The sequence below is a fragment of the Clostridioides sp. ZZV14-6387 genome, assembly GCF_020657835.1.
Lineage (GTDB): Bacteria > Bacillota > Clostridia > Peptostreptococcales > Peptostreptococcaceae > Clostridioides > Clostridioides difficile_A.
Genome location: NZ_JAGWCW010000035.1, coordinates 23,075 through 47,437 on the forward strand (window position 1 = coordinate 23,075; position 24,363 = coordinate 47,437).

Genomic DNA, 24,363 nt, shown 5'->3' on the forward strand with positions numbered 1-24,363 from the left:
TGTCATTTTTTATTTGATGTTTTTCCTAAATTTATTATATAACATCAGGTAACACAACTGATATAAAATATATACTTTTTCCAAATCTTAATTTTTTCATCTTAATATATCCCCTAAGATTTTATACCTTAGCTTAAAACAACTTAATTTATTCTATTATCATATTTTGAGCATATTTTAAGATTAAAAAATAATATATAAAGTATCCTATATAATAAATGACTAGAGTTATGATAATTGGAGTAATTAATGACCTAGGTATAAACTTTTGTGCAATTGACATTGCAAATAGATTATGAACTGTACCTACGACTAATGGAAGTAAAAATACAACTTTTAATTGTTTTGATATTATTTTCTCAATATCTTTGTTGTTTGCTCCAAGTTTTATTAATATAATATATCTTTCTTTATCATCATATATACTTGATAGTTGCTTAAACAAAATTATGCTACCTGTACATAAAAGAAATACTACAGATAAAAATATACCTATAAATAACATAAGACCACTTAATTTTATCAAATTATTATAGTTCTCATTCCTTGATGTAAAATTAAAAGGATAAGTAAATTTCATATTTTTATTCACTATATTTTTCAATTTTAAAGTTAAATCAAGTCCTTTCTTTTCGTTATCTATGTCAATTAATCTTATTAGTCTAGAGCTTCTGTCTGACTTTAACTGATTAAAAATTTTATCTTTTACTACAACTAAATCGAATGTAGATTGTGAATTTATTTCTGGTTCTAAAATATTTTCTTGTACTTTAAGAAGATTTGTACCATATTCTTTTTCTCCTTTAATGTATAGCTTTATTTCTTTAGTATTAAAATTTTCTAAAAATATTTTCTTATATGAATCAGAAACATAATACGCATATTCATTCGAGGATAAATCTTTATAACCTACATTCTGATACTGTCTTAATTTTTTAAAATCACTTTCTTTAATTAAGTCCACAGATATTCTATCTTTTCTTTGATTAGTTGCATTTTTATAATACATTTCAAAGATTATATTTTTGTCTATGAGCTCTATTGTTTTATCAAAGATTACCTTATTATTTTTTTTATATTTATATAACAAATCGTCAATTTCTTTATTTACATGATTATTTTCTGCATTTACAGTATAACTGTATTTGTAATTTTCACTTATATTTCTATCTATATCATAATAAAGTGATATGGTAAATCCTAGCATGGTTACACTTGTAGCTATTAATATTGATATTATAGCCAGTATCCTACTATTGCTCTTCAATTTAAATCCAAGTTCAGAAAAAGCAATTAGATTTCTTCCTTTATAATAAAATTTTTTTTTCTTCCTAACAGCGTCAATGATTATAGACATAACTGATGAGAAGAATAAAAAAGTTCCTGGTATTATTGTAATTAATATAAAAATTGAAAGCATAATATTCTCAGCAATAAAATAACTAATTGACATAAGATAAGAAATTGTTATTAGTAAAATACCAAGTATTCCTTTTAACCTTATACATTTTTTAGTTGTATGCTTTTCTGGCAATTTATTAAATAATTCTACAACCCTTTTATTTCTGATTATCATAGTATTTCTTATTCCAATAACTATGAATATTATTAAAAATACAACTAGTGTTTGAACTAAAGCCTTTGCACTTAAATTCATCTTTACTACTATCATTTCATTCATTAACTTTACAAGTACCATAGTCATAAGCTTTGAAAATAACAAACCTAAAAATATTCCTATTAATATTGCAAGTATCCCCATCAAAAAAGTCTCATATAAAAATACTCTTCCTATCTGACTTTTCCTCATTCCAAGTAAACTATAAGTCCCCACCTCTCGTCTACGTCTATTAAAAAAAAATGAGTTCGAATAATATATAAATAAGAAAACAAATATAATTATTACAATCGAACTTGTGTTAATACTTATCCTGGTTTTATTTCCAAGTGAGTTTAAAGCTTCATTATACTCTATAGATTTAAAACTAAAAAATACAAACACGCTAAATACAATTGAAATAAAATACATTAAATAGTTAAAAAAACTATTTTTTACATTTTGCATTGCAATTCTAAATAAACTCATTTTTATTAACTCCTCCAATTAAGGAAACTGTATTTACTATTTTATTATAGAATTCTCTAGTACTTTCCCCTTTAACAATTTCTGTAAATATTATTCCATCCTTTATAAAGAGTATCCTATCACAAAAACTTGCACATGTAGCATCGTGAGTTACCATTAATATCGTTCTATTGTTATTTTTATTTAAGTTCAGTAGACAATTCAATAAATCCCTAGCAGATTTGGAATCTAATGCTCCTGTGGGTTCATCTGCAAGTATTAATGATGGTTTTGTTGCTATTGCCCTACAGACAGCTCCTCTTTGTTTCTGCCCTCCTGAAACTTCACTAGGATATTTATCTAATATTGATTCTATATCTAATTCTTTTGATATTTCTTGTATTCTATTTTCTATATTTGATACGCTTTCATTTTTTAAAGAAAGGGGCAGAATTATGTTTTCTTTTATTGTAAGAGTCTCTAGAAGATTAGAATCTTGAAACACAAATCCGAGATTATCACGTCTAAAATCTGCTAATTCATTTTGATTCATTTTAACAATATTCTTTCTATTTATATAAACCTCTCCTGATGAAGGTAAATCTATCGTAGAAATGATATTTAAAAGAGTTGATTTACCCGCACCAGATGAACCCATAATACCAACAAATTCTCCTTTATAAACCTTAAAACTTATTCCTCTTAGAGCTTCAAATTTTGAACCTCTTCTCCCATATTCTTTTTTTACATTTTCAACAGATAATACTTCTTCCATAGTTAAATAATCACCTCTCCTCATAATTAGTTATTTATTAATTCTCACAAATATATTATATATATTAAAATAGCTTTTAAACATTTAATTACATTAATTTAAAGTTACATTTATGTAAGTATTTATTCTATTTCTTCATTTTTATTGTAATTATGTTTAAAATATAATTTATCAAGTAAAATATAGTTATATTAATATAATTATTTTAGATTATAAGGTAGAAATATTTTAATTTATCAAGTAAAATAAGGTTATGTTAATATAACTATTTTGAATTAGGAGGTAAGAATGTTTAAAATAATGGTAATTGAAGATGATGTTTCATTAAAGAATATCATAGCAGAATGTCTTTCTAAATGGGGACATGATGTGTATCAAATAGAAAATCTTGAAAACATCATAGAAGAATTTAAAAACTATGAACCACAATTAGTTTTATTGGATATAAATCTTCCATTTTATGATGGTTTTCATTGGTGCAATGAAATAAGAAAAATTTCAAAAGTTCCTATAATCTTTATTTCTTCAAGAAACTCCAACATGGATGTAATAATGGGTGTAAATCTGGGAGCAGATGATTATATACAAAAACCATTTTCTATAGATGTTTTAGTAGCTAAAGTTAATGCACTCTTAAGAAGAACTTATAATTTTGTTGAGAATAATTCAAATCAAATTGTTCATAATGGTGTTATCTTAGATTTATCAACTGCGACCATAAAATATGAAGACAATATTGTTGAATTAACCAAAAACGAAATTAAGATTCTTCATGAGCTTATGAAATATAAGGGGCAAATAGTTAGCAGAAATAAACTTATGAAAAAATTATGGGATAATGATTGGTTTGTAGATGATAATACATTAACTGTAAATGTAAACCGAATACGAGTAAAATTAAATGAAATTGGGTTGGAAGATTTTATAGATACAAAACGAGGATTAGGTTATATAATCAATTAAAACAACTCTAAGTAGGTGAATTTATGAGCTTTAAAGATTTTCTCAAAGACAAACTTGGATTTTTGATATACAATTTTACTTTCTTAATTTTTACAATAGCAGTTATTCTTTTTTCCCCTGTAGAGATTTTTTTATCTGACACTATTTTATATATATTAATTATAAATGTCGTATTTTTATTGTTATATCTACTAATTAGCTACATAAAAAAGAATAAATTTTTAAATAACATAAAAAATGATATAGCTCAGATTAATAGCCATGATATAGAATTAATTAAATGTAAAAATGAAGAAAAAATATATTTGAACACCATTAAAAATTATCAATATAAGTGTAATAAAATAATAAACAATAATGTTAAGAAGTTTGAAGAAAATAAAGAGATTATGAGTATGTGGGTACACGATATAAAGATGCCTATCGCAATAATAAAACTTACGCTTGAGCAGAATGAGGATTTAATTGATGAAAAAATTTCTAATGATATAGATAATGAAATATTTAGAATTGAAAATTCTGTTGAGAAAATTTTATATTTATCCAAACTTGAAGATTTTCATAAAGATTTTTTGATTCAAGAAGTGAACATTGAAAAAATTATTAGAGATATTATAAGAAAATATTCAAAATATTTTATTTCAAAAAAAATAATTTTAGGCTTAAATAATTTGAATTTTAAAGTTTTATCAGACGAGAAATGGCTCTACTTCATATTCGAGCAATTATTGAGTAATTCCCTAAAATATTCCTCATTAGGAGATAATATATCTATCTATTGCAAAACAACCAAAAATTATTTACAATTAAGAGTGGAAGATACTGGTTGTGGTATAAAAAAGGAAGATTTAAATCGAATATTCAATAAGGGATTTACAGGTAATAATGGAAGGAATAACGCTAAATCTACAGGACTTGGGCTTTATTTAGCAAAGGAACTTTGTGATAAACTTGGCCATAAAATTGATGTAGATTCAGAGTACAATCAATATACAAAATTTACTATTACATTCAAATGCGATTTATAGTATCTTAATATTGATAGTTTATTTCTATTTAACTTATATTCAACAGGCTTCTTAATAATGATTCTATATGTACATCCCAGTATATAATAAATAGTTTTTATAAAAAGGAGGAAGACATGTCTTTTCTAAAAAAATTTAAAAAGAAAAAATTTAGAAATAGCAGCTTCAAAAGTAACAACTTTAGAAGTAGTAGTTTTGGAAGTAGTGGCTTCAAAGCTAAAAATAAAGGTTTTAAAAACAATCCCTTTAAAAATAAAAGATTCAAAATTTATGCAGGAATAGTAATAATCATACTTCTAATTTTAGGGGTACTTGCTTACAATGATGCAAAAAACACTAAATTACAAGCTAATGAAAACTTTATAGAAACATATACTGTTCCTGAAAATGAGAAAATATTTATAAATGGTATGGTTGTTCCTAAACAGACTAAAGACTTTAATATTTCTGGAGATTATGAACTAAGTGCTGTTAATGTTACAAATGGTCAAAAAGTAAATCAAGGAGACCTTCTTTTTACTGCTAAAAATCCAACTATAATAGCAGAAATAGATAGTTTAAAATCACAACTTAGCCAATACAAAAAACAGAAAATATCACTTTCTGATATTACTGAAAATAGAGATGCTATAGCTTCTATAAATGCTCAGATAACTGCTTTAAACTCTCAAATAGCTTCTTTAGATAAGAAAGCATATGATAGTGTCACTGCTCCTTTTGATGGCACTGTATACTTAAATGACCAAACTGGAAATCCAGAACAACCAGCTTCATTTATGACTATTCAAGGTCTAGAGTTTTATATGAAAGGACAAGCAAGTGAGCAAGATTTACCTAAAATGAAAATTGACCAGATGGTTAATATATTAGTTTTCTCAACTGACCAAAAACTTACTGGTAGAATAAGTTTTATATCTGATAAGCCATCTACTCCAAATACTGAGATGGGAGCTCAACAGAATACTCTATCTTATTATGATATAAACATAGCATTTGATAATCAAGAAGGATTAGTAAACGGATTCCATCTTCAAGCATCACTTGAAGTAGCTAGTTCAAGCTTTAAAATACCAGCATCTTGTGTGCTTAAAGACAAAAAACACTCATATGTATTTAAGGATTTAGATGGTATATTGAAAAAACAAATTGTAGATGTAGCAAGTCAAAATGATGATTTTGCTGTAGTTAGAGGCGGTCTTGAGCAAGGCGATATAGTAATAAAACACCCTACTAAAGAAATGAAAGAAGGAAACCCAGTTCAAGGCGATGGCGTAACTGCAGGTTCTAATAATGGAGATGCTACTCCAAATAAAAAAGTAAAAGAAGTTACTATGGATGTGAATTAATTTACATATGTTAATAAAATTAGAAAATATTCAAAAGTATTATAAAGTAGGGAAAGATGAATTACATGTTTTAAAATCCTTAAACTTAGAAATTGATTCTGGAGAATTTGTAATGATAATGGGTAAATCTGGTAGTGGTAAAACTACTTTACTTAATATCTTAGGTTTTCTTGATGTATTTGATGAAGGAAGATATATATTTGATGGAACAGATGTAACTAATTTGAGTGAAAATGAACGTTCTGTTTTTAGAAATATTAATATTGGATTTGTTTTTCAACAATTTAATTTAATAGAAACTTTAAATGTATATCAAAATGTAGAGTTACCTCTAATCTACAATAAGGCGCTAAAAAAATCTGAAAGAGAAGAAATTGTTGAAGATAAATTAAAATCTGTTGGACTTTTGGATAAACTTAAACAAAAGCCTCTTCAGTTATCTGGTGGTCAGCAACAGCGTGTAGCTATTGCACGCTGTCTAGCAAATGACCCTCAAATAATCTTTGCTGATGAACCAACAGGAGCGTTAGATAGCGAAACCAGCAAAGAAATTATGGAACTTTTGACAAAACTTAATGAACAAGGTAAGACTATAATAATGGTTACACATGATCAAGATTTAACTAAGTATGCAACTAAGGTCATACGACTTAAAGATGGTGTGTTTACTTCGGAGGTGTAATCATGAGCTTATTAAAAAATTCTTTGGCTAACTTAAAAGGACACAAACTTCGTGTCTTTGTAGCTTTACTTTGGATTATAATAGGAATAACTTCAGTAATACTTGTTAGTTCTATAGGTAATGGGTTTCAGAAAGAAATTAAAAAATCTGTAAACAATGTAAACCCTAATAAAACTACTATTTCGTTTGAATCTGCTGATAACACAGGCCTTACTGATGATATGAGTATATTTTTAAAACCATTTAATGCAAAAGACTTAGAAGAATTATCATTTGTTGAGGGTGTAGAAAGAATAGCTCCATCAAGAGATGGGTTTAATCTTGATTCAACTTATTCTTCACAAGCATTTTTTGATAAAAAGAGTACTTATGTTGATGTAGGACCAGTAAAAAAGGATTCTAAAATAAATTTAGTTTGTGGTAGAGATTTTTCTTTAGATGATGAAAAAAGAAAAGTAATTTTACTTACATTACAAAGTACAAGTGAAATTTTTGAAAACCCAGAAGATGCTTTAGGTAATGGTATCAATATAAATGGAACTATATTTGAAATAATTGGAGTACTAGATGATTCTCAGCAAAATCAAAATATGGGACTCTTTGGTGGTTATCAAGATATGCAGTTTACTACTTCTCTTATACCTAAAAAGGCTTTTGACAGTTTAATGAGTCAAAATTCTTATTCAAATGAAATCTATCAGTTAGACTTAGTGTCTTCTAATGGGTATAATGTGAATGAAGTTGCAAACAATGTTATAGCTAAACTATATGAGATGCATCCTGGTATCAATGGTTCTTATACTACACCAGACCCAACTGAACAGACAGCTTATCTTGAAAGCATTAATTCTAATGTAAACAAATATGTATCTATAATAACTGTAGTTGCAATGTTTGTTGGTGGTATTGGTGTAATGAATATAATGTATGTTTCTGTTATGGAAAGACAAAGAGAAATTGGTATAAGACGTGCTATTGGTGCAAAACCTAGGTCTATATTATTTCAGTTTTTAGTTGAGGCTGTATTTATAACAGTATGTGGTGGAATTTTAGGAACTATAGTTGGATTTATTGCTACTAATTATGTTTCTAAATACATTGGATTTGAAGCAATTCCTAGTTTAAATAGCTTATTTTACGCTATTGTAGCTACTATATTAACTGGGGTTGTGTTTGGTTTAATCCCAGCCTTTAAAGCCTCTAAACTAGACCCTATAAAGGCAATTTATAAGTAGACACTGTCTAAATTTATAATTTTTAGATTTACTTATATAAAACAGATTTAATATATAACGCACTATTATATATGATAGATTAAGAATTTAATCTTCTTCAAATATAGTAGTGCGTTCTTTAGTTTCTAGTCTATTATTTTTATTATAAAATCTGTTTTATTGTCACAGTAAGCATTAACATCATATCTATAAAGTTTTGCTAGTTTTTTCTTTAAGTTAGAATACTCTTTAACCTTATCTGGATTTAACCTTAAATAATCTCTAAATTTAATATGTTCTAAATATCCTTTTCCATTTTTAGGACATACATATAAATTATGTTCCATAAAATCAGTTGTCTCATATAAAAAAGCTTCTCTTCCTTCTATATCTAAATTCCCAAGATGTCTATACCCTAATTTCTTTAATTTACTTATAACATCATTTAAGTAATTGTAGTTTTCAATTACTATATCAACATCCAATCTTGGCTTTGCAGAAAGCCCCTCAACAGAAGTACTACCAACATGCTCTATTTTTAAAATTGAATCTCCTAATACCTTTTCTAATGTAGATTTTAACTTTTCAAACTCATACTTCCAATTTGGATTATATTCTACTACTTCAACAATCTTTGTAGTTAATCCAGTTACTTCTAGTTGATAGATATCATGTTTCATTACTTTTCCTTTGTAAATCTTATCATACTCTGATGTTTTTTTCATACCTAGTCTTTTTGCTACATTTATAGATGCTGTATTTTCAGGTCTTATATCTGCTACTAAAGTATCTGCACTTAGATTTTTAATAGCATAATCTATACAAGCAATTGCACCTTCAGTAGCATATCCCTGGTTCCAATATTCTTTTTTTATTATATATCCTATTCCTAATCCTATGTCCTGATTTATAAGACCTATCTGTCCAACTACATCTTCTCTTTCCTTATCTATAGCAATAAAGTATCCATATCCATCATTATCGTATCTTTGTATATTTCTATCAATCCATTCTAAAACTTCTTCATCAGAGAAAGCATGTTCCCAAGCATACATTACCTCTATATCTTGTAAAATCTTACTTATTTCCTCAAGGTCATTATGATTCATCTTCCTAATATATAATCTTTTACTTTCAATCATTGTATTCACCGCCTTTAAAAGATACTGCTAAGTTAAGCGTTATATACAATCTCTCCATTACATATTGTATAATTAACCTTGCCATATAAAGTCTTACCTTTAAATGGTGAGTTATCAGCTTTAGACACAAAGTTTTCAACTGTCCATTCTTCTTCAGGATTAAATATAACAATATCTGCTATTGCACCTTCTTCTATAAAACCAGCATTTAAATTGTATAATTTTGCAGGGTTTGTAGACATTTTTTCGATTAATTGCATCATACTAAGATGGTTTTTATGAACTAAGTTTGTTATTCCAAGAGATAAAGAAGTCTCTAACCCAATAATTCCACTTGGAGCTTTTATGAATTCTCTGTCTTTTTCTTCTTTACTATGAGGTGCATGGTCTGTTGCTATTATCTCAATAGTACCATCATTTAATCCCTCTATAATCTTATCTCTATCCCACTTACTTCTTAAAGGTGGATTCATTTTTGCATTTGTTCCAAACTCTAATACATCTTCTTCAGTCAATGTAAAGTGGTGTGGTGAAGCTTCTGCAACTACATTTGCACCAAGGTATTTTGCAAATCTAACCATATCAACAGATACTCCAGAACTTATATGTTGTATATCAATCTTCGCACCAGTTTTTAGTGCCAGCATACAATCCCTAGCTACCATAACATCTTCTGCCACACTTGATGCGCCCTTTAATCCTATCTCTGAAGCTATTTTTCCTGCATTCACACCTGGATTTCCAACTAAAGAAGGGTCTTCTTCATGAAAACTAAGTGGTACATCCAATTCTTTTGCTTTAATCATAGCTTCCATAATTAGATTGCTATCCATTAGAGGTAAACCATCATCAGTAAACCCAGGTACACCAGCTTTTTTAAGATTTTCCATATCAACCAATTCTTTACCTTCAAAACCTTTAGTTATAGCAGCTGCTTGTAAAACATTTATACATGCACTTTTTGACTTTTCCTTAATATAATTAAAAGTATCTTCATTATCTACAATAGGATTAGTATTTGCCATGCATATAACAGTTGTAAATCCTCCTCTAGCAGCAGCTTTAGCTCCACTTTCTATATCTTCTTTATATGTAAATCCTGGGTCTCTAAAGTGAACATGTACATCTACTAGACCTGGCGCAATTATATTACCACTAGCATCTATTACCTTTTCATACTCATCACTTTCATCAAATTTACCTATTTTATAAATTTTATTTTCTTTTATAATTAAATCAATTTTCTCATCTTTTTGACTCTTAGGGTCTATCACTCTACCATTTTTAATTAAAATCATCTTATTTCTCCTTTATACTTTTCATTTATATAGACTCATATAATATTATACATTATTTTACATACTTAAATACAAAATTACGTTTGACATCAATAGCCTTTTTAGGACAAAGTTCATGGCAACAGTAACATCGTATACATTTACTTAAGTCTATAATGGCTCCCTTAGTTCCCATTTCTATAGTACTTGCAGGGCAAGCTTCTTTACATTTTCCACATTTTATACAATCTTGGAATCTAACCACAGGTTTTGGTGTTATAAGTTTTGAAATAGGCTCATTTAAAAATTTTGGTAGTTTTACAGAAAATAATCTTAAGTCTTTACTTACATTTGGAACCTTATAGTCTTTTATAATTAAATCATCTATATCTTCTCCTACAATCTCAATATCTGAAAAATCTGCTTCTATATAACCTCTTTTTATAGCACCTCTAATTGTAGCAACTCTATTTGGAAGTAAGCTTATAATCTTACATGCAACTACATCTATAGCATATGGATTTTGTGATGCTAATAATACACCTATTTCTCGAGTGGTTCCAGCTGAGGGACCATCACCTTCCATACCTACTATTCCATCCATAATTGTCAATGTCGGTTTCACATAATCACAAATATCCAAAAGCACATTTTCGCAAAATAATTCTTCTGTAGGAAATCTATAATGTATTTCTGCTTTTTTCAATCCAGCTATACATCCATACATATTTTTTGTACCACCAGTAAAAGTTGCCATCATATGTGTCTTTAATTTGCAAAGATTTATTACATAGTCTGCATCTACTATTGGTTTAATAATATCCATATATTTTAAAACATGTGCTTTTTCACTATGTATCTTAACATCTGAAACATCATAATTTAACTTAATACCCAAATCATTTGCTACCTCTTCAATTCCAGATGCCTTATATATACTTTTAAGAGAACTTTGATTATATGGACCACCTGGGCTATCTGCTATTGTAATATCACAATCTAACTCTAAAAGCTTTTCACATACAACTCTCACAACCATAGGATGTGTAGTTGTAGCTTCTTCAGGTCTTTTCTTCATCAATAAATTTGGTTTTACGAGTACTTTACTTCTTTTTTTAACAAATTTATCAATTCCTCCAATATCATCTAAATTTTTTTCAATAGAACACCTCACATCTTCATAATTGTAAGTTTTGCAACTCCTAACAGATACTGATTTCATATTATTTCCACCTTTTTATCACAACAGTTTATTTTTATAATTTAAAAAAGGAGAAACCAAAGTTTCTCCTTTTAATCTATATTTTTAATTATTATTTTCCAAAATGTCTGTTTAATAACCCTAAGAATGCTTTACCATGTCTAGCTTCATCTTTACACATTTCATGTACTGTATCATGTATAGCATCTAATCCTAATTCTTTAGCTCTCTTAGCTAATTTTAATTTTCCATCAGTTGCACCATACTCAGCGTCAACTCTAACTCTTAAGTTTTCTTTTGTATCTGCAACTACAACTTCTCCAAGAAGTTCTGCAAATTTAGCAGCATGCTCAGCTTCTTCAAAAGCTATTCTCTTATAAGCTTCTGCTACTTCTGGATAACCTTCTCTATCAGCTTGTCTACTCATTGCTAAGTACATTCCTACCTCTGTGCATTCACCAGTAAAGTTAGCTCTTAATCCTTCGATTATTTCTGCATCTACACCTTGAGCTACACCTATTCTATGTTCGTCAGCCCAAACCATTTCGCCTTTCATTTCTTCGAATTTATCAGCTCCAACTTTACATACTGGACATTGTGCTGGTGCAGCATCTCCTTCATGTATATATCCACATACTGTACAAACAAATTTTTTCATAATTAATTTCCTCCCAATTTTATATAATTAAATTTTTATTTTTAAGTTTAATAACTTGCTACAAGAATATATATACCCCCGGCTTTGTAGTTTAAACACTAAAAATAAAATTTATTTCCTAATTAATTTTATCACTTTGAAACACCAGTATCAACCAAGTTTTGATGTCAAATTTCTACATAATACATAGTTTATTTGATTAATTAGGAAATAACTGTCTTATTAAATACTTTCTAATGAAGACTCTTTTGAATCTTTAAGTTTCACTTTTTTGCTCTTTAAAAAAGATAATTTAGTTTCTGCTGTTATGATTGCAACAAATATTAATATACTACCAATAACCAATTTTGCTGTAATAAGTTCCTTTAGAATTATTATAGAAAATATAGTACCAAATACAGCTTCTGTAGATAATATTATAGCTGTTCTAGTTCCATCAACTCTTTTTTGACATATAGTTTGGAACAAAAATCCTATTGTAGTACTAAATATAGCTAGATATATAGTTCCCATATATCCAGATAATTCAGCTTCCATTTTCAATTGCCCTGCAAATGTCTGAACTACTAAAGACATTAAAAATGCTACAGTAAATTGAACAGCTGTTAATGCCATTGGGTTATTATCTTTTGCAAACTCACTTGTAAAGAATATGTGAAATGCAAATCCAAATGAACATATAAGTGTTAGTAAATCTCCAAAATTAATAGAAAAATCTGCTTCTAAAGAAAGTATTCCAATCCCTACAAGAGCTACTAAACTACTTATTATCCCTATCTTATCAAGTTTTCTTTTATAAATTATAAATCCTATGAATGGAACTATTACAACATTTGCTGCTGTTATAAAAGCATTCTTAGATGGTGTAGTGTACATAAGTCCAATGGTTTGTACTGTGAAAGCCAAGAATAAAAATATTCCTAAAAGTCCTCCTGCCTTTAACAATTTTTTTCCCATACTAGCACGAATCTGTTTAAAAAACAGTAAGTTCATAATTACGGCTGCTAAGAAGAATCTTAAAGTTATGATTTGTAGAGGTGTAAGCCCACCGTCTAATGCAAATTGGGTTGCTACAAAGCCACTTCCCCATATAATTGCTATAAATATTAGTCCTATTTCTCCAAAGTATTTTTTCAATAAAGCTCCCTCCTTTTTATTTTTTTGCAAAATTATAAACCCCCTAAACAGCAAGAGAGTTTTTCTATAAGCATTACTATAAAAATATAGTAAATTTTTTCAGTATTTTAAATCCAGATTTATATCTATCATGAGCTCAGATTTATATCCACTATTTAACAGTAATATATTAATCATTTTTTGTAAACACCTTTTTAATAAATTTTTATTTTTTTTACTTATACTAAATTTTTTTATAGATAACTTCAGTATATTATATATTCATATTATGCAAATAATGTCAAATAAGTTACACTTTGGTTATCTTAGTTACAACTTTGTCGGTTTACTTTTTCTACTTTCTTCGATATAATTATAATATATTTTTGATACAATTCGACAAAAGGGGGAATGCTGTACTTATGGTAAAAAGAAGAAAAAAGAAAACTATTACACTTACTATAATTGTTGTAATAGTTATTGGTATTTTTTCTATGGCATGGGCGGATATGTCTAGAAAAAAAGAAATTAAAGAAACTCAAGAAAGACTTAAAGCTGAAAGGCTGGAAAAAGAAAGAATCGAAAAAGAAAAAAACGAACCTATTATTGGTGCAAAAAAAGAAGCTACAAAAGAATATGGATATGATGCAAAATTAGTTTGGGATAAACTTAGCAAATACGACTATTCAAACAATGGAGAAAAGATAGTCTTTCTTACATTTGATGATGGACCATCTACTACGAATACTCCACAAGTCCTAGATATCTTAAAAAAACATAGTGTTAGGGGAACTTTCTTTATTAAAGGTGATTCACTTGAAAGAAATGGTGCTAATGAAATTTTAAAAAGAACATTTGATGAAGGAAATGCAATAGCTCATCACTCTTACACTCACGACTATAAAAAACTATATCCTGGCAGAATCCTAAATCTTGATACATTCGTAAATGAACTTAACAAAACTGATGAAGCTATGAAAAAAGTTTTAGGAAAGAATTTCTCATCAAATGTAGTTAGATGCCCAGGTGGATATATGTCTTGGAAGAATATGGAGCCTCTAGGTAACTACTTAAAAGAGAAAAATATGGCATCAATTGATTGGAATGCTTTAAATGCTGATGCAGAAGGTAAAAAGAAAAATGCTCAAGAGTTATTTGAACATGCAAAAAAATCTTCTGAAGGTAAAGAAATGGTTGTTCTTTTAATGCATGATACTTATGGAAAACAAGAAACAGTAAATGCGTTAGACCAAATTATAACATATTTTAAAGACAATGGTTATCAATTTAAGATTTTAATATAATAAAAAAGGGGTTGTCTCAAAATAGAGACATCCCTTTTATTTTAATCTATTTTACTAGTTCAATTTTTACAAATTTTTTCTTTCCTATTTGAACAACTAATTCACTTTCTTTAACAATATCACTTAAGTCCTCTACTTTTTCACTATTTACCTTTACTCCACCTTGAGAAGCTAATCTTCTAACTTCACTCTTACTCTTAACAATCTCATTAGCAACTAATACTTCAATTAAATCAAATCCTTCTTCCTTAACTTGAATTGTTTGTATATCTTCAGGTATTTGACCTTTTTGGAATACAGACTTAAATCTTTCTTCAGCTTCTTTAGCAGATTCTTCTCCATGATATAATGTAACTATTTCTCTCGCTAAGTTCATTTTTATATCTCTTGGATTTACTGAACCGTCTTTTAACTGAGATTCTATTTTATTAACTTCATCAGGATGAACATCAGTTACTAAATTATAGTATTTAATTATAAGTTCATCAGGAATTTCCATAGATTTCTGGTACATTATTCCTGCTTCTTCATCTATCCCAATATAGTTACCTAAACTCTTACTCATTTTTTCTTTTCCATCTAATCCTTCTATTAAAGGCATCATTATTACTATTTGAGACTCCATACCAAACTCTCTTTGTAATGATCTTCCCATCAATAAGTTAAATCTTTGGTCAGTTCCACCAAGCTCTATATCAGCTTCTAACGCTATAGAATCATATGCTTGCATTAATGGATAGAAGAATTCATGTACTGATATTGGCATTTGCCCTTCATATCTCTTCTTGAAATCTTCTCTTTCTAACATTCTTGCAACAGTAATAGTTGCTGCTAATTTTATTACATCTTCAAAATTTAATTTAGCTAACCACTCACTATTAAATCTTACAATAGTTTTTTCTTTATCTAAAACTTTGAAAATCTGTTCTTCATAAGTTTTCGCATTTGCAAGAACTTGTTCTGTTGTTAAAGCCTTTCTAGCCTTAGATTTTCCAGTTGGGTCTCCAATTTTACCTGTAAAGTCTCCAATTATTATTACTATTTGGTGACCTAAATCTTGTAGTTGCTTCATCTTTCTAAGAACTACTGTATGCCCTAAATGTATATCTGGAGCACTTGGGTCTAGACCCAATTTTACTATCATAGGTTTTCCTTCTTTTTCTGATTTAATAAGCTTTTCTCTTAACTCTTTTTCATCTATTAAATCGTCTACACCTTTCATAATTATTCGTATTTGCTCGTCTATCGATTTCATTTTTCATTCCTCCTAAAATATTTATATAATCTTTAATTTTTATTTTTATAATAAAAAAAGCTTTCATCCTATTAAAAGGACGAAAGCATTGCTTACGTGTTACCACCTTAGTTCATCAATATCTCACGATATTAATCTCTTAGAGTATAATTATATATACCCAAGTACTATAACGTGTACTACTCCGATATCTCTTAATGGTTGTTATCTTTCAGAGATAGTGCTCTGAGATGTATTCAAACTAAATCAATTTATTCCATTTCACCAAACTGGAACTCTCTGTTAAATAAAACTTAGCTCTACTTCTTCTCTTCATAGCATTTATATATTCAGATTATTTCATCAATTACAAGAATTTTTTCTTAACTTACTCATAATATATTATTATTTTTACATTTTGTCAACCTTTTTTATTATTATATACATGTTTTTTTACATTATACTATCTTTTTATATTTTTTACCAATATCTAAAATTTATTTTCAATCAAGATATTAATTTGTTTATTGACAATATTAGTCTGATTCAATCTTATATTTATTTTCTTATTTAAAAACGCATTTACTATTATTAAACCAACCATAGTCACATTAAACATAAAAAATAATAATAAAATTATTATTAAAAAAGAAATTCTAGCATATAATAATTTTCTAAATTTAGATATTATAAAATTTTGCAACGACATACATGAATCTCTAACTATAAAATAAACACATAAGTAAGCAATTGATATTAAGATTGTTTTTAAATAAACAAAATCAACTTTAATATTTAATAACTTTAAAATTTTAAAAATCACTAAATAAGAAACACATATGTAAAAAACTTTCTTAGAAGAACATAAAAATTGATTTAGACTTCTAAAGTTTTTAAATATCAAATATTTTTTTAAAGAATTTGAACCTAATATATGCAATTTATATCCTAAAATCAAACTTAAAAAATATATACAAAAGACCATCCCAAATGGAAACAATGCTATCATCAAATAATAAATAATATTTGCATATCCATTAAAATAAATTAATTTACTATATCCCTGAAATTCTTTCATAAAACTATAACCTATTAATGCTGAAGCATATATATCAATAAAAACCATTACAATTATTCCAAATATTGAACCATATACTAAATCATCCATCACCATTGTAGGTTTATTTATAAAATAACCACACATTATACCAAGTAATACACTCTGACTTGCCCAAATAGCAGTTCCGAGATTTCCAAGTACTAGAGAAATTATTAAAAGTGATGTAACTCCAGATAAAACAGTGTACTTTAAATCACATTTTAAGCATATTATACAAAAAAATATTGGTACTATAAAATCTAGATAAATAGCATATCCAAATCCAGTACCCACAGCTATAATTGTCACTACTATAAATAAAGATGACAATAAAGCAGCTTCAGTTAATTTTTTAGTAGTATTCAAAACAAGTCCTCCATAAATCATAAATTTTCTAATTAAAACTTTATTTCTAATATAGTATATCACTTTTTTAAAATATTTTTAATAAATATAAATTTTAATGAAAGTATCTATATTAGAAATGATATAATATATCTTAATATTCAGTTTTTTAAGACACTAGGAGGTAGTTACTATGTTTAAAATTAAACACTTTAATGATTTAAATTTAGATGAGTTTTATGAAATAGCAAAATCAAGATATGAAGTATTTGCTTGTGAGCAAAAAATATTTTCATTAAACGATTATGATGATATAGATAAAAACTCTTATCACATATTTTTAAAAGAAGATGGATTGATTTGCGCTTATGCTAGAATAATACCTAGAGAATATAGCTCTTATGATGATGTTTCTATTGGTAGAGTTTTGGTTCTCTCTAGTCATAGAAAAAATGGGTTAGCAAAACAAATGATGGATTGTGCTATAGACTTTATAAAGATTAATTTACATGAAAACAATATAACTTTATCAGCACAAGCTTATGTAAAGAATCTTTATTTATCTTGTGGTTTTAAAGAAATATCAGAAGTGTATGACGAAGCTGGCATTGAACACATTAAAATGAGATTACAGTGTTGACAAGCTAATATTGTTAATATATAATTTAAGTATAAATAATATATTGAATTGATATTTAGGTATTTGAAAATACCTTATATGGAGTCAGAAGGCTTTTTGCTTTCTGGCTTTTTTTATTACTAAGATTCAATAATTATATAGATTCAAAATGTTAATTTTTATTCTATATTCTACTTTCCCCAAAAGTAAGAATTATACCCAACTTTGTGATAGGCATCTTGCCTATCTTTTTTTTGTGAAAGTAACAAGGTAATAATATAATGCATAGTTTAAAATAAGAAGATTAGCTCAGGCTAAATTTCATGCATGGAGGTGCTACTATGAAAAACCTTAACGACATTCAAGTGAAAAAAACTGTTAAAGTTGAAGATATATTGTCCAGTGGTAATTTAAGAGAAAGAATGTTAGCGCTTGGTCTTACTAGAGGAGCTGTTATAGATGTAGTTAGAAAAGGTCCAAAAAACAATTTAACTGTCTACAAAATCAGAGGTAGTAAGATAGCTCTACGACAAGAAGAAAGTAGCTTAATATTAGTTTCTGACATTTAAAATTTTCTAGCGGGAGGATATTAATATGGGTTTGACACACAACTCAACCAAAATGAGTTCTTTAAAAGACATGTTTGATATAGATAACAAAGAAGACCAGTTTGTAATTGCATTGGCTGGTAATCCAAATACAGGTAAAAGTACTGTATTTAATCATCTTACAGGGCTTAGACAACATACTGGAAATTGGCCAGGAAAGACTGTAGCTACAGCTCGAGGTAATTTTAAATATAAAAATGCTGAGTATGCATTAATCGATTTGCCAGGAACATATTCTCTATTTGCCTTGTCACAAGAAGAAATTGTGGCTCGCGATTTTATATGTTTTGGTAATCCAGATGCAGTAATAGTAGTATGTGATGCTACATGTCTTGAAAGAAATTTAAATTTGGTGTTTCAAGTGATGGAACTTACAGATAAAGTTATTTTATGTATAAATTTAATAGATGAAGCTAGGAAAAAAGGAATTACTATAAATACAGAACTCCTAGAGGAATCTCTTGGCATTCCAGTTGTTTTAACTGCTGCAAGAAGTGGTTCTGGTATGGATGAACTATTAGATACTTTAAATGATGTATCTTTTGATAAATATAAGTTCAATAATAAACCTGTAAAATATAGTGAAAATATAGAAGATATGGTAAAATCAATTCAGCCAGAATTGGATAACATCATGCCAAATATAAATTCTAGATGGTTAGGTCTTAGACTTATTGATGGTGATGAAAGTATTTTTGAATCTATGAGCAACTATATAGATAAAGATTCAATAGATGCTATTAATGAAGTAAGGAAAAAAATTCCAAATGATATAAATAAACAGAAAATCAGAGATGAATTTACTAAGATTAACTATGATTATGCTAAAAAATTAAGTGAAGAATGTTCTTCTAACATTCCTAAAAAATCAACTGATAGAGAAGAAAAAGTAGATAAAATATTAACATCCAAAGTATTTGGGCTTCCAATAATGCTTTTATTATTAGGTACTATATTGTGGATTACTATAGAAGGTGCTAACTATCCATCCACTTTACTGTCTAATTTGCTACTTGGATTTGAGCCAAGTATTTCAAGCGTGTTAAATAGTATTAACTGTCCATCATGGTTAAATGATATGTTGGTTTTAGGATTGTACAGAACCTTAGCATGGGTAATTTCTGTAATGTTACCTCCTATGGCAATATTCTTCCCATTATTTACCTTGCTTGAGGATTTTGGATATTTGCCAAGAGTTGCATTCAACTTAGATCACCTATTTAAAAAAGCTTGTGCACATGGTAAACAGTGTTTGACTATGTGTATGGGATTTGGATGTAATGCAGCTGGAGTCATTGGTTGTAGAATAATTGACTCTCCAAGGGAAAGACTTATAGCTATACTTACGAATAACTTTGTACCTTGTAATGGTCGTTTTCCTACTCTGATAGCTATATCTACAATATTTTTTAGCTCAGTTATAACTAGCTCTTTTGTATCAAGTATAGCAACTGCATTTTGTATAACTTTATTGATAATTTTAGGTGTTTTAATAACATTGTTAGTTTCTTATACTCTTTCTAAGACATTATTAAAAGGAGTTCCTTCAACTTTTACATTGGAACTTCCCCCTTATAGAGTTCCTCAAATAGGAAGAACTTTATATACTTCCATAATAGATAGAACAATATTTGTTTTAGGAAGAGCTGTAATGGTAGCCATACCTGCTGGTGTAATAACTTGGATATTTGCAAATATCTATATAGGAGATTTAAGTATATTATCACATGTTGCAAATTTTTTGGACCCTTTAGCTAAAGTAATTGGTCTTGATGGTTTTATATTGATGGCTTTTATTCTTGGTTTCCCAGCAAATGAGATAGTTATACCTATACTTCTGATGGCTTACCTAGCAACTGGTTCTATGATAGAATTAGATAGCTTTAGTGCTTTAGGTCAAGTTCTTAGAGAGCATGGATGGACTTATTTGACAGCTTTAAATGTTATGCTGTTCAGTTTACTACACTGGCCTTGTGCAACAACACTTTTAACAATAAAAAGAGAAACTGGAAGTCTAAAATGGACTGCCTTAGGATTCTTAATGCCTACTGTACTTGCTTTTGTTGTTTGTTTTTTAACAACTACAATTTACAATTTATTCATATAATTAGTATTTACTGACATTAAATGTACCTTATAGATACTGTTTAAACCTTTATATACTATTATAAAATATAGAGATATACTCAATACTAAGTATAATTACTTAATGTTTGAATATATCTCTTTTTGATTCTTATCTAGATACTTGGATTGAAATCTCAGTCATATAATTATCTTCATTACTTTCACAAAAGAAATCGAGTATACTCTCCTCATATGAATTTCCAACAATTTTATATTCATTCTCATATATATATTTTTTCAACTTCTCATAAGATTTATATGAGTCTTCATATTTTCCAATATGCTTTATACATGCATATATTCCCTCTGGTTTTATATATAACTTTTTTTCTTTTATTTTTTTATCTATTTTCAAATAGAAACTTGCTATGCTTAAGTAGTCTCCATTTTTTATATTCTCATTACTTACCATTGCTCCTAACTCATATCCTTGATACAAATTTTTTGATTTACAGTAATTAGTGAAATCTATTAATTCCATCATGAAATCGCCATTACTTATACTAGTCAAGTCACTTGATAAGACTAAGTATTCCTCAAATCTTTTAGACATATAAATTTCTTCACTATTCATTTTAGAAATTCCTTCAACTGTTGTATTTATTCTGTTTTGTATCTTTGAACTTATTTTTCTTAATTTTTTTATTTTTTCTCTTATATTTTTTTCTTCTTCTTTAAGCATTTTCACGCAAAGTTGAGGACTTCTATTTTGTATATATTCTTTTATTTCCTCTAGACTCATTCCTATTTCCCTTAATGATTGTAATATGTCTAATGTATCATATTGATAAATCGAATAATATCTATAATTATTTTTGTCTTTATATTCTGGAGAAAAAATCCCCATTTTATCGTAAAAAATTAATGTCTGTTTAGATATTCCACACAACTTTGCAAATTCTCCTGTGGTAAAATACTGTTTTTCCAAGGGTTATACACTCCTTTTCGTTTTGTTGTCTATATAGTTACTATATTCTTTATTATTGGCTAAATCAAGCAATTCTTATTTATTTTTTATCATCTTAAATGATGAATTATCAAACACTTTACTAAATTTTTAATTATACACTTTATTGCTCACTAAAAAAGGTAGCAACTATTTATAGATTCTACCTTTTTGATTAGTATCAATTGTCTATTTTTAAAATATCTAAAATCTCACTTGCTGTTTGTGGCTTTCCAAAAAAATATCCTTGTATGTAATCTGGTTGCATTTGTTTAACTAAATCATACTCTTCTCTTGTTTCCACTCCCTCTAAACAAACTTTTATTTCTACATCGTGACAAATTGCAACAATAAAATGTATAAATGTGGCATCAAACTTACTTTTTAATATGTCTTTAACAAAGACTCTATCAATCTTCACTATATCTATTGGTGCAAATTTTAAAACTTCTAATGATGAATATCCTGTACCAAAATCATCCATAGCAATACGAATACCTAATTCTTGTAAAACTTTAAACTTATATTGTAAAATACTCATATTCTGCACTGTATGGCTTTCAGTTAATTCTAAAACAAGATTTTTATAAGGAAAATTTTCTTCATCTATAATTTTTATTATATCTTCAATAAATGTATCCTCTAATATTTGAACAGCTGAAATATTTACACTCACTGTAAAAAATGGATAACCAGCAATCCATTCTCCACAAGTACGTAATGCCATCCGAAGTACCCATGCTCCTACAGTATTTATCATATCATTTTCTTCTAAAATTGGAATAAATTCTAAAGGAGAAATTGCTTTACCTTCACTATTAGTCCATCTTAAAAGTACTTCTACACCTATTATATTATGGCTTTGTGTATCTACTTGTGGCTGAAATCTAAGACTAAATCCCCTAAAATTATCATTAATTGATGCTTTCAACTCCCACATCATTGCTACAGAGTACATTTTATTTTTTAATATTTTTTCAGAGAAAAAAACAATTCTATTCTTACCATGATCTTTAGCATACTGTAAAGAATAGCTAGCATATTTACTAAGTTCTTTTACTGTATCCCCATGTTTTGGATATATAACACACCCAGCAGAAATTGTTATATTTAATCCATATTTTCTCCATAGGTGAAGATGTATAATTAAATTTTGTATTTGCTCATATAAAAGTTGAATCTCTTTTTCCTCAACATTATCAACGAGAATTCCCAGTTCATCACCATCAAGTTTATAAAGTTCAGCATTACCTGGTAAAATAGATTGTATAGATTGTGCTAAAGTTTTTATTATATTATCTCCAAAATCTCTATCATACATCTCATTAACATTTTTAAAATCATCGATATTCAATAATACTATACATAATTTTTCAATCATCGGATTTGAAAGTTTATCTTCAAACACACTCATAAATTCATAGTAATTCAACAGTTGTGTTAATGGGTCAATCTTATTTTGTTTCCCTAACTGTGTCATTATTCCTGCAAAAATACTTGGTTCTCCAAACTCATCACGCATTAATTGTCCTCTACATCTTAACCAAATATATTCTCCACTGCGATTTTTAGCCCGGAATTCCACTGAATGATAATCCATATTATTTTTACCTATTTCCATATTTGACTTATAAAAACGGTCCCAGTCTTCTGGATGTACAATGCTCTTCCAGTAAATAATTGGACTTTCTACAATTTCTCCTGGCAAATCAAATAATTCAACTTGTGATGGTGAATATCGAAATACTCCTGTTTTCATATTACAAATATATATATATTCATCTGTACCTCTAATCAAAGCATCATAAAGTAATGTAGAATCATAATCAAATTTACTTCTTAAGGCATTAAAATCTTCAAGATAATCTCTTTCTTCTTTATTATTTGATATTTGATAAAATTCTTCAACTTTACCTTGCTCATTTAAGCTTTTGGAATTTGTAATATCTATAGATTGGTGTATATGAACAACTGTACCATCTTGCCATGAAATTAGACTATCATAATTTTCAAAAACTTGATTTAACTTATTACATTTTTCATACCACTTTATTAATGTTCCTTTTTTATTATTCTTTAACAGCTCTAAGACTTTACAAAAACTACATGGGGCATTTTTTTCAGTATATAATACCTCCCAACAAACTTTTCCTTCTGGAGCTGAAATATTATATTCTTTTTTCATATTTTCATTCATGAAAATAATTTTATCAGTATGAATATCTGTAATATATATATTAATCTGTAGCTGATTTAATATAACCTCAAGATTATGTTTGTTCATATACTTACCTCCTTCATCATTGCTATTATTTATAACCACATTCCTAGAATTATTTTTATTACAGAGGATTTATTTGTCATTTATATATACATTAAATATACAATTTAATAAAAAAACTTATTACTTCATATTTTAGATTATAGTTGATAAAAAAAAATACATCAATATCATATTATCAATTTGAACAAGATTATTGTATATAATGCTTATCAGCCTTATATTAAATTTTACTGCTGTATTTATCTTTATAAAATTAGATATAAGAAATAAACTGTATATTTTTTATTACTTTAAAATTTAAGATAATAAAAAATAATATTAATAATATAA

The 24,363-nt window shown here is 27.6% G+C and carries 20 protein-coding genes and 1 other annotated feature; of the genes, 9 read left to right on the forward strand and 11 right to left on the reverse strand.

The window, feature by feature from the left end:
- Nucleotides 1-148 precede the first annotated feature (148 nt).
- Entirely contained in the window at nt 149-2,086 is a 1,938-nt protein-coding gene (locus tag KGF38_RS17640) for an ABC transporter permease (protein ID WP_054270025.1), read from the reverse strand.
- Nucleotides 2,073-2,840, reverse strand: a complete 768-nt coding sequence (locus KGF38_RS17645) for an ABC transporter ATP-binding protein (RefSeq protein WP_054270024.1) — start codon at nt 2,838-2,840, stop codon at nt 2,073-2,075. The genes KGF38_RS17640 and KGF38_RS17645 overlap by 14 nt, the downstream gene beginning before the upstream one ends.
- Before the next feature lie 288 nt (nt 2,841-3,128).
- On the opposite strand from KGF38_RS17645, the gene KGF38_RS17650 reads away from it, so the two are divergent.
- The 5 genes from KGF38_RS17650 (at nt 3,129) to KGF38_RS17670 (ending at nt 8,094) form a co-directional block, all read left to right on the forward strand.
- Complete coding sequence (locus tag KGF38_RS17650) at nt 3,129-3,803, forward strand: response regulator transcription factor (RefSeq protein ID WP_054270023.1); 675 nt, start codon at nt 3,129-3,131, stop codon at nt 3,801-3,803.
- A 23-nt stretch (nt 3,804-3,826) separates the two neighbouring features.
- Nucleotides 3,827-4,831 (forward strand): HAMP domain-containing histidine kinase, encoded by a 1,005-nt coding sequence (locus KGF38_RS17655; RefSeq protein WP_227832605.1) that lies wholly within the window; start codon nt 3,827-3,829, stop codon nt 4,829-4,831.
- Between the two features lie 116 nt (nt 4,832-4,947).
- Entirely contained in the window at nt 4,948-6,177 is a 1,230-nt protein-coding gene (locus tag KGF38_RS17660) for an efflux RND transporter periplasmic adaptor subunit (RefSeq protein ID WP_054270021.1), read from the forward strand.
- Nucleotides 6,178-6,184: 7 nt separating this feature from the next.
- Entirely contained in the window at nt 6,185-6,859 is a 675-nt protein-coding gene (locus KGF38_RS17665) for an ABC transporter ATP-binding protein (RefSeq protein ID WP_054270020.1), read from the forward strand.
- 2 nt (nt 6,860-6,861) lie between these two features.
- Nucleotides 6,862-8,094 carry an ABC transporter permease gene (locus KGF38_RS17670; RefSeq protein ID WP_054270019.1) on the forward strand — a complete coding sequence of 411 codons (1,233 nt, stop codon included), beginning with the start codon at nt 6,862-6,864 and terminating at the stop codon, nt 8,092-8,094.
- Between the two features lie 125 nt (nt 8,095-8,219).
- Here the strand turns inward: KGF38_RS17670 and KGF38_RS17675 are convergent, their stop codons facing one another.
- The 5 genes from KGF38_RS17675 to KGF38_RS17695 all read right to left on the reverse strand — a co-directional run bounded on the left by KGF38_RS17675 (nt 8,220) and on the right by KGF38_RS17695 (nt 13,518).
- A complete protein-coding gene (locus tag KGF38_RS17675; protein ID WP_227832606.1) occupies nt 8,220-9,215 on the reverse strand; it encodes a GNAT family N-acetyltransferase in 996 nt (331 codons plus the stop codon).
- Nucleotides 9,216-9,247: 32 nt separating this feature from the next.
- Nucleotides 9,248-10,513: a dihydroorotase gene (locus KGF38_RS17680; RefSeq protein WP_227832607.1), complete on the reverse strand. Its 1,266-nt coding sequence runs from the start codon at nt 10,511-10,513 to the stop codon at nt 9,248-9,250.
- Nucleotides 10,514-10,565: 52 nt separating this feature from the next.
- Entirely contained in the window at nt 10,566-11,714 is a 1,149-nt protein-coding gene (locus KGF38_RS17685; protein ID WP_054270017.1) for a DUF362 domain-containing protein, read from the reverse strand.
- Between the two features lie 91 nt (nt 11,715-11,805).
- Nucleotides 11,806-12,351 carry an NADH peroxidase gene (locus KGF38_RS17690; protein ID WP_009889371.1) on the reverse strand — a complete coding sequence of 182 codons (546 nt, stop codon included), beginning with the start codon at nt 12,349-12,351 and terminating at the stop codon, nt 11,806-11,808.
- A 222-nt stretch (nt 12,352-12,573) separates the two neighbouring features.
- A complete protein-coding gene (locus KGF38_RS17695) occupies nt 12,574-13,518 on the reverse strand; it encodes a DMT family transporter (RefSeq protein WP_167640859.1) in 945 nt (314 codons plus the stop codon).
- Nucleotides 13,519-13,889: 371 nt separating this feature from the next.
- Between KGF38_RS17695 and KGF38_RS17700 the strand changes: the two genes are divergently transcribed.
- Nucleotides 13,890-14,771, forward strand: a complete 882-nt coding sequence (locus KGF38_RS17700) for a polysaccharide deacetylase family protein (protein WP_227832608.1) — start codon at nt 13,890-13,892, stop codon at nt 14,769-14,771.
- A 46-nt stretch (nt 14,772-14,817) separates the two neighbouring features.
- On the opposite strand, the gene tyrS is transcribed toward KGF38_RS17700, so the two are convergent.
- Complete coding sequence (tyrS, locus tag KGF38_RS17705) at nt 14,818-16,026, reverse strand: tyrosine--tRNA ligase (RefSeq protein ID WP_054276514.1); 1,209 nt, start codon at nt 16,024-16,026, stop codon at nt 14,818-14,820.
- A gap of 72 nt (nt 16,027-16,098) precedes the next feature.
- Nucleotides 16,099-16,351: a binding site (T-box leader), on the reverse strand.
- A 144-nt stretch (nt 16,352-16,495) separates the two neighbouring features.
- Nucleotides 16,496-17,470 carry a DUF2232 domain-containing protein gene (locus tag KGF38_RS17710; RefSeq protein ID WP_227832609.1) on the reverse strand — a complete coding sequence of 325 codons (975 nt, stop codon included), beginning with the start codon at nt 17,468-17,470 and terminating at the stop codon, nt 16,496-16,498.
- Between the two features lie 172 nt (nt 17,471-17,642).
- Here KGF38_RS17710 and KGF38_RS17715 point away from each other — a divergent pair, with 172 nt between their 5' ends.
- From KGF38_RS17715 to feoB, 3 genes are all read left to right on the forward strand, one after another.
- Nucleotides 17,643-18,089, forward strand: coding sequence for a GNAT family N-acetyltransferase (locus tag KGF38_RS17715; protein ID WP_054270011.1), 447 nt, complete (start codon nt 17,643-17,645; stop codon nt 18,087-18,089).
- A 320-nt stretch (nt 18,090-18,409) separates the two neighbouring features.
- Entirely contained in the window at nt 18,410-18,637 is a 228-nt protein-coding gene (locus KGF38_RS17720; protein WP_003420037.1) for a FeoA family protein, read from the forward strand.
- Between the two features lie 25 nt (nt 18,638-18,662).
- Complete coding sequence (gene feoB / locus KGF38_RS17725) at nt 18,663-20,783, forward strand: ferrous iron transport protein B (RefSeq protein ID WP_227832610.1); 2,121 nt, start codon at nt 18,663-18,665, stop codon at nt 20,781-20,783.
- A 129-nt stretch (nt 20,784-20,912) separates the two neighbouring features.
- Here the strand turns inward: feoB and KGF38_RS17730 are convergent, their stop codons facing one another.
- Entirely contained in the window at nt 20,913-21,731 is an 819-nt protein-coding gene (locus KGF38_RS17730; protein WP_074179003.1) for a MerR family transcriptional regulator, read from the reverse strand.
- 199 nt (nt 21,732-21,930) lie between these two features.
- Nucleotides 21,931-24,033, reverse strand: coding sequence for a bifunctional diguanylate cyclase/phosphodiesterase (locus tag KGF38_RS17735; RefSeq protein WP_054270006.1), 2,103 nt, complete (start codon nt 24,031-24,033; stop codon nt 21,931-21,933).
- Nucleotides 24,034-24,363: the final 330 nt, after the last annotated feature.